7 protein-coding genes and 1 pseudogene are annotated in these 7,826 nt (G+C 37.1%); 6 read left to right on the top strand and 2 right to left on the bottom strand.

From position 1 onward, the window contains the following. A pseudogene (locus MRT15_RS07740) lies at window positions 1–493 on the bottom strand (hypothetical protein); the annotation flags it as partial. A gap of 360 nt (window positions 494–853) precedes the next feature. Between MRT15_RS07740 and MRT15_RS07735 the strand changes: the two are divergent. From MRT15_RS07735 to MRT15_RS07710, 6 genes are read left to right on the top strand one after another with little or no spacing between them, the layout of a single operon-like run. Then, window positions 854–1,465 (top strand): hypothetical protein, encoded by a 612-nt coding sequence (locus MRT15_RS07735; protein ID WP_304329482.1) that lies wholly within the window; start codon window positions 854–856, stop codon window positions 1,463–1,465. 46 nt (window positions 1,466–1,511) lie between these two features. Then, window positions 1,512–3,569: an ABC transporter substrate-binding protein gene (locus MRT15_RS07730; RefSeq protein ID WP_304329481.1), complete on the top strand. Its 2,058-nt coding sequence runs from the start codon at window positions 1,512–1,514 to the stop codon at window positions 3,567–3,569. Between the two features lie 44 nt (window positions 3,570–3,613). Beyond that, window positions 3,614–4,600 carry an ABC transporter permease gene (locus tag MRT15_RS07725; protein WP_304329480.1) on the top strand — a complete coding sequence of 329 codons (987 nt, stop codon included), beginning with the start codon at window positions 3,614–3,616 and terminating at the stop codon, window positions 4,598–4,600. Further along, complete coding sequence (locus tag MRT15_RS07720) at window positions 4,597–5,526, top strand: ABC transporter permease (RefSeq protein WP_304329478.1); 930 nt, start codon at window positions 4,597–4,599, stop codon at window positions 5,524–5,526. The genes MRT15_RS07725 and MRT15_RS07720 overlap by 4 nt, the downstream gene beginning before the upstream one ends. 2 nt (window positions 5,527–5,528) lie before the next feature. Continuing rightward, the gene (locus MRT15_RS07715) at window positions 5,529–6,482 is read left to right on the top strand and encodes an ABC transporter ATP-binding protein (RefSeq protein ID WP_304329476.1); all 954 of its coding nucleotides are present in this window, start codon (window positions 5,529–5,531) and stop codon (window positions 6,480–6,482) included. Window positions 6,483–6,487: 5 nt separating this feature from the next. Then, entirely contained in the window at window positions 6,488–7,483 is a 996-nt protein-coding gene (locus tag MRT15_RS07710; protein WP_304329474.1) for an ABC transporter ATP-binding protein, read from the top strand. A gap of 19 nt (window positions 7,484–7,502) precedes the next feature. Here the strand turns inward: MRT15_RS07710 and MRT15_RS07705 are convergent. Next, a partial coding sequence (locus tag MRT15_RS07705; protein ID WP_304329472.1) for an MFS transporter occupies window positions 7,503–7,826 on the bottom strand: 324 nt, incomplete at its 5' end.

Here is a 7,826-nt window from a genome sequence, read left to right as displayed (position 1 = left end):
CCAATATTAACTCCTCAAGCAAATGTGGGAAAACCTCTGAATCGATTAAAGCTATATTCTCAGATTCAAATTTATGCTTATGTTTAAGCCTCCCTTTAAGGTCAAGGTAGTTTTTGAGAAAACCATTGTGAACGGATACAACCTTGAACTTTCCTAAACACTCAGCAATATATGGTTGCGTACACTCCTTAAATGGAATGGTATGCGTGAAAACTTGGGAAGCTCTCCTCACATGACCAAGAATAACCCTAGAAAAATTAATTTTCCAACTATCATAAATAATCCTCCTCAAATCATCCGCTGGGGAAGCTCCTATACCACCAACCTTCTCCATTAAAACCCTAATGCCATCATAAACCATTAATCCAGCGCCATGACCTCCAATAGGACTGGGCTCTATTGGGAGCTGCTCAACCTCCAAAGCCTTAAGAATATCAAGGCATGAATCTAAACTAAACTGAATGGAACCAACGTAACCAATAATCCCACACATAAAACATCAAGAACCATGTATATTCATAGGGGTAATATTAATTTAATTGAAACTCAATGGGCATCCTAATCAGAAATTAACGAGAAGAATAGTAGTGAAACAAGGGATATCAGAATTCCAATTAAGGACATTGAAATTACACGCCCAACAATTGAAACGACAATTTCATTAGCTATAAAGTTCGACTCCCACAAAATCAACGGATAACTCAATGTGAAACTTGAAAGGATCATGCTTAAAAACCATGCGAAAACCAGTAACATAATCCTATTCTTAAGCTGGGAAGGTCTACCTATTAAAGCATAAGACGAAGAGGAAACTAATACTAGAATAAACCATTGAAGTTCATTGCCCCAATAAATGGAAACTATAGTTGCACCAGTAAATATGATGGTTAAAGATGTTAAGAGCAAAATGATAGATATCTTCATTCAAAGAACATTTAAGACTAGATTTACACATAAACTTATTGATCAAACAATGGGAATTAAAAGAAAGGTATCCTTAGCCATCCTAACATTATTAACATTATACTCAACATATATGACGTTAGCATCAGCAGATCTAGTGAATAAAACATATCTCATTGGAAAATTATTCAAAGTGGAAGTATCCGAAGTCACCATAAACATAACTAGCGAAAATGAAGCAACAGCGGTGATAAATTACACGTTAATGAATCCTATAAACATAAATGTAAGGATAATGAGTATACAAGTCATTCTATATTCAGATAATATGTACATATGGAACATAATGGAAAACTACTATGCGCAAGAATTCACATTAAAATCAACAAAGATAAATAAAATGTTATCATTCAACATCCCAAAAGAAAGGGTTCAATACATACAATCTGGGAGGGAATTAAGAATTAAAATTTATGTTGTATGTGAAATTATGGAACCAATACCCAGAAGAACAATACTTGAATTTACAAGAACAATAAAGCCGACAATACACAAATTATAATAACACTTATATACAAAAATTAAAAAATATTGATTAATTGAGGATTATGGAAATTGAAGAATTAAATATACAAATAATGCTACTATTGCTGATAATTGCATTAAACCCAATGATAACAGTGTACGCACATAATTATCAACCATTAATTAAGGAAGCCGTCGAATATGATTATAAGGGTCCAAGGTGTGATGAACTATACATAGTGGTCATAGCTACCCCTGAAGCTCAAATGTTAGCGTTAAAGAAGGGGGAGATAGATGTTTTAGGTTGGCCTGGAGTTCAACCATTACAAGTAGCAGAAGTAATGGCAGATCCAAAGCTTCACGTAATAACAAGTGAAGTAACCGAATACTATCCACTGGTGTTTAACGTTAGGAAGTACCCATTCAATATAACTGATTTCAGAAGAGCGATAGCATATTGTATTGATAGGAAGAAGATCGTTGAAATACTGCTACTGGGTTATGGTAGGGTTGCAACTAGCTGTATACCAAAAGCTCATGGTATATGGCACAACCCGAATGTAACACAATACGAATACAACCCAGCAAAAGCCGCTGAAATTCTAGATAGATTGGGATTTATAGATACTGATAAGGATGGTATAAGGAATGATCCTAAAACTGGTAGAAATCTACCAGACATGTATATAATGATACCATCATACGATCCAATAAGAATTAGAATGGCTCAATTAATAAGTGGATGGGCTGCTGAAGTTGGTTTACCAATAAAGGCTGCACCGACAGAACATGGAACCATGATAGATAAGGTAGTGGGTGAACATGACTTTGATATGTGTTGTTGGACTTATGGTTGGTATCCTCCATGGGATCCAATATCACTACTATACCATTCATCGCAAGATGTTCCGTGGGGTTGGAATGATCCTGGAATTAGGAATTCAACGTGGGATGCATTGATAGATGAAATATTGAGTACACCGAGTATGGATGAATTGAAGAAGTATATTTGGAAATTCCAAGAATGGCACATGCAATTAATACCAGACTTCCCACTATTCGAAAGACTAATGATAGATGCATACAGAACAGATAAAACTGAAGGATGGCTTCCAATGCTTGGAGCTGGAATACTGAACTTCTGGTCTTACATGAATGTACATGAGAAGGGGAAGCTCTTCGGAGGGAAGATAAAGTATCCAGTTCAAAGGGAGACTAAAACTTTAAACCCATGTAAAGTGACATCAGGCTGGGATTATGAGGTCATAGACAAAGTGTATTATACATTGATGAAGCGTGATTTAAGCAACAATTATATTCCATGGATGGCTAGATCGTGGGATGTTAAGGTATTTCCGGAGAATAAGACTCAGATAATAACATTCTATTTGTATGAGAATATAACTTGGCATGATGGTAAACCATTAACTGGAGAAGACGTTAAATTCACAATAGAATACTACAGAGATTACCAGATTCCACCATACCTACCATATGTTTCATCAGTGTATAAGGTTGAAGTTCCAAGTAAGTATACTGTGAAGATTTATTTGAATAACACTTCAGTTATAGCATTATATAATATTGGTACAATGCTATACATATTGCCGAAACACTTGTGGTATAATGTGACTAACCCAATGGAATATGAACCAAAAGTACCCATAGGTTCTGGACCATTCAAATTCGTTGAATGGGTTAAGGGAGAGTATGTTAAGCTCGTCTATAATGACAAATACTTTAGATTACCAAAGGAGAGGATTATAGTGCCATTTGAATTGTCGAATTTGAGGATTACACCATCGAAAGCTTATGTTGGAGATATAGTGTCTGTAACTGTGACTATTAAGAATAAGGGGTATATTGAAAGATCTCAAGAGATACAGTTTAAAGTTGCAGGTAAGGTTGAAGATAAGAAGACTATTACATTGGCTCCAGGCCAATCAATAGACATAACATTCACAACAACGAAGGATAAAGCTGGAGAATATACGATTGAAGTTGATGGATTAAGTGGGAAAGTTACATTTGAAGAGAGGCCTGCAGTACTACCAGCATACCAAACAATAGCAGGAACAATAATTGCAATAGCCATTGTTGCAGCGGTAGTATATTACGTAGCCAGAAAGAGAAGTAAATGAAAAAATAAATATCAAAATCCATTTACCTTTTTTAGTGATTATAAATGTCGGAATTTAAAGGTTACATCGTTAGAAGGACTGTTTATGCAATAATAACTTTATTCTTAACGATAACGATAAACTTCTTCATATTTAGAGTGATGCCGGGAGATCCTGTTTCAATAATGGTTTCAGAAAGAATACTAAAACCATCGGTGGTTGAAGAAGTTAGAGCAATGTTTGGATTGAATTTACCATTATGGCAACAGTACATTCTATACATAAGGAATCTGCTTATTGGATATTTTGGATATTCATTTCATTGGAAGGAACCCGTAATAAATGTTATAATGGAGAGGATGCCTAACACAATACTACTCATGGGCGTATCAACCATACTCTCAGTGATCATTGGAATAGTTCTCGGAGTTCTAGCTGCATGGAAGAGGGGGACTAAGGTGGATGTAACAATACTTACAAGCTCACTAATGTTCTATTCACTACCAGTATTTTGGATTGGGATGATGCTATTAATGCTATTTGGATACTATCTTGGAATTTTCCCAATAGCTGGAACTATGAGTAGACCTCCACCAGAAGGATTCTTCGAGAGGATACTGGATTTACTTCACCACATGACATTGCCAACCATAACCCTCACACTGATATCCTATGGCGAATACACCCTCCTAATGAGGGGGACACTATTGGACGTTTTAACACAAGACTACATAGTTACCGCAAGGGCTAAAGGGCTTTCTGAAAGGAGGGTTCTAGTTAAACATGCCATGAGAAATGCACTACTACCAACAGTCACAGCAGTGGCAATAAGCCTTGGATTCATAGTTAGTGGAGCAACGCTAACTGAAACTGTATTTTCATGGAATGGTGTTGGAAGATTAATATATGATGCGATGATGATGAGAGATTATCCAGTACTTCAAGGTGCATTCCTAATAATATCGATATCAGTTATACTGGCAAATTATGTGGCAGACATAGTGTATGGGATACTGGATCCAAGAATTAGATATGGAGGGCAAGGAGCATGAGCCTCTCTAGACTAATGGAGGATTACATGAAAAGCTTAAGGGAGTTTGCAAACATATTCTTCAAAAACAAATTTGGAGTAGTAGGGGTTGCAATTCTATCAGTATTCATATTTATGGCTATATTTGCACCACAAATATCCCCATACAATCCAATGGATGTAAAATCAATTGGAATTGGGAAACCATTCTCGCCACCAGCATGGATAAAGATATTCAATAAAGATATACCAGATGACTCAGTATTTGGAATACTGGGTACAGATGAACTTGGAAGAGACATATTCAGCCAAATAGTCTATGGATCTAGAATATCATTACTAGTTGGATTTGCAGCATCATTTACAGCAGTATTCATTGGAACAATAATAGGGTTGGTGGCTGGATACTATGGTGGAATAATAGATGAGGTATTAATGAGGTTTGCAGATATCCTACTCATAATACCAGGGCTACCATTAATGATAGTATTAGCGGCAATACTTGGATCGAGTATTAGAAACATAATTCTAGTCATAGGGATAACGAGTTGGCCATCCATAGCAAGGATAATAAGATCACAAGTGTTGACTGTGAAGGAGATGAAGTTCGTGGAATTTGCTAGGGCAGCTGGTTGTGGAGACAACTACATAATATTCAAACATATACTTCCAAATGTCATGCCACTAGTATATGTTAATGCAGCAATAAATATAGCCAATGCAATACTAATAGAAGCTGGATTAAGCTTCTTAGGATTGGGGGATCCAAACAACATTAGTTGGGGTATGATGTTATTCTTCGCAGAACAATATCAAGCACTACTTAGATTGGCATGGTGGTACATATTCCCACCTGGAATATGCATATTATTGGTGGTATTATCCTTCATATTCATTGGACATGCATTAGATGAAATATTAAATCCAAGATTGAGGTTGAGGAGGTAAAAATGCCACTACTACAAGTTAGAAATCTGAAAACATACTACCAAACAGCGAGGGGATATGTGAAGGCAGTTGATGGAGTAAACTTCCAAATAGGTGAGGGAGAAGTTTTCGGACTTGCAGGGGAATCCGGATGCGGGAAAACCACAGTTGCACTATCAATAATAAGACTACTACCACCAGGGGGTAGGATAATTGATGGGGAAATAATGTTCAATGATAAAAACATATTAGCGATGAGCGAAGAGGATATTAGGAAGATTAGATGGAAGAAGATTGCAATAGTATTTCAGGGGGCTATGAATGCATTAAATCCAGTAATGAAGGTTGGAGATCAAATAGTGGAAGCAATAACCACACATGAAGATGTAAGTAAGGAAGAGGCTTGGAGGAGAGCTGAAAAGTTGTTGGAGATGGTGGGCATAGAACCATCAAGAGCAAAAGATTACCCACATGAATTTAGTGGTGGAATGAAGCAGAGAGTTATGATAGCAATGGCATTAGCATGCAACCCACAATTACTAATAGCAGATGAACCTGCAACAGCACTGGACGTTATAGTTCAAGCACAAATACTAAAATTGATGAGAGACCTCCAAAGGAAGATGAATCTATCCATGATGCTAATAACCCACGACCTATCAATAATAGCTGAAACATGCAATAAAGTGGCAATAATGTATGCTGGGAAGATCGTGGAATATGCAGATACTAAGAGAATATTCAGAGAGCCACAACACCCATACACAAGGGGGCTTATAGGTGCATTCCCAAGTATAAAGGGGCCGAGGAGAAAGCTCATATCAATACCTGGAACACCACCAGACCTACTAAACCCACCAAGTGGATGCAGATTCCACCCAAGATGCCCATACACCAATAATAAATGTAAAAGCATAGAACCTGAAATCAAAGATCTTGGCGGAGGACACTACGTTGCATGCCACATGCCGTGGTGATTATCATGGCTGATGAAATCCTCAAAGTCATAAACTTGAAGAAGTACTTCACACTCAGAAGAGGACTATTAACTTCACTAATAAAACGTGAACAACCAACAGTTAAAGCTGTGGATGGAGTAAGCTTTGAAGTTAAGAGGGGGGAGATATTTGGACTTGCAGGGGAATCCGGATGCGGGAAAACCACAACTGGCAGATGCATACTCAGGTTAATTGAGCCGACAAGCGGCAAAATAATATTTGATGGAAGAGACATAACAAGTCTAAGTCAAGGGGAATTGAAACCATTAAGGAAGGATATGCAAATAATATTCCAAGACCCATACGAAGCATTAAACCCAAGAATGAAGATACACGACATAATTGCAGAACCATTACGAATACAGAAGGTATGTAAAAGTAGGAGGGAAGAGGAGGAAATGGTTATGAAAATGTTAGAAGAAGTGGAATTAACACCACCAGAGGAATTCATAGATAGACTTCCACATGAATTGAGTGGTGGACAAAGACAGAGAGTTGCAGTTGCAAGAGCATTCATATTAAAACCGAAACTCATAGTTGCAGATGAACCAGTATCAATGCTAGACATATCGATTAGAAGTGAAGTTTTAAATGTCATGTTAAGGGAGAGGGATACATATGGAACATCAATAATATTCATAACACATGACCTATCATTAGCCAGACATCTATGTGAAAGGATAGCCATAATGTACCTTGGAAAGATAGTTGAAATGGGAAGTGTGGAAACAATACTCAGAGAACCAAAACATCCATACACACAAGCATTGGTAGCAGCAGTCCCAGTACCAGACCCAGATCATAAAAGGGAAGTCATACCAATAAAGGGGGAAGTTCCAAGCGCCTTAAATCCTCCCAGCGGATGTAGATTCCACCCAAGATGCCCATACGCAAAGGAAATATGTGGAAGAATTGAACCAGAGATGATGACCTTAGAAGATGGCAGAATAGTTGCATGCCACCTATACACCACCAAATGAGTCAACGAATACATAGAATTTAAATCTCTTTAACTTTAGGTTCACTTATCAAAACATTAAGTAATATGGCTGATGCAAGGAATAGGATCATGCTCAAGATAAATGGTGATTGTGGAGAAAGATACTCATATAAGTAGCCTCCAAAAAAGCTTCCAATAGACATCAAAATATATTCAAATAAACTTAACAAACTGGCAATCCTACCTCTAAAAGCCTTAGGAGTTATATCAGCAAACATAGCATCACTTGAAACCAGCAATATGGAATCGAAGATAGCCCAAAAAATGAAGAGCAATATGAGCACATTGAAATTTGAATATAGGAATATGGGAAGTGCAATAGC

The sequence above is a fragment of the Candidatus Culexarchaeum yellowstonense genome (assembly GCF_024707025.1).
GTDB lineage: Archaea > Thermoproteota > Methanomethylicia > Culexarchaeales > Culexarchaeaceae > Culexarchaeum.
The sequence above is the reverse complement of the archived record's forward strand: the minus strand, read 5'-3'. Positions and strand labels throughout refer to the sequence as shown.

Bases quoted from the DNA above. Each gene is read 5' to 3' on its own strand.
- MRT15_RS07725 (WP_304329480.1), top strand. From the start codon at position 3,614: ATGTCGGAATTTAAAGGTTACATCGTTAGAAGGACTGTTTATGCAATA.
- MRT15_RS07720 (WP_304329478.1), top strand. From the start codon at position 4,597: ATGAGCCTCTCTAGACTAATGGAGGATTACATGAAAAGCTTAAGGGAG.
- MRT15_RS07735 (WP_304329482.1), top strand. From the start codon at position 854: ATGGAAACTATAGTTGCACCAGTAAATATGATGGTTAAAGATGTTAAG.
- MRT15_RS07710 (WP_304329474.1), top strand. From the start codon at position 6,488: ATGGCTGATGAAATCCTCAAAGTCATAAACTTGAAGAAGTACTTCACA.
- MRT15_RS07715 (WP_304329476.1), top strand. From the start codon at position 5,529: ATGCCACTACTACAAGTTAGAAATCTGAAAACATACTACCAAACAGCG.
- MRT15_RS07730 (WP_304329481.1), top strand. From the start codon at position 1,512: ATGGAAATTGAAGAATTAAATATACAAATAATGCTACTATTGCTGATA.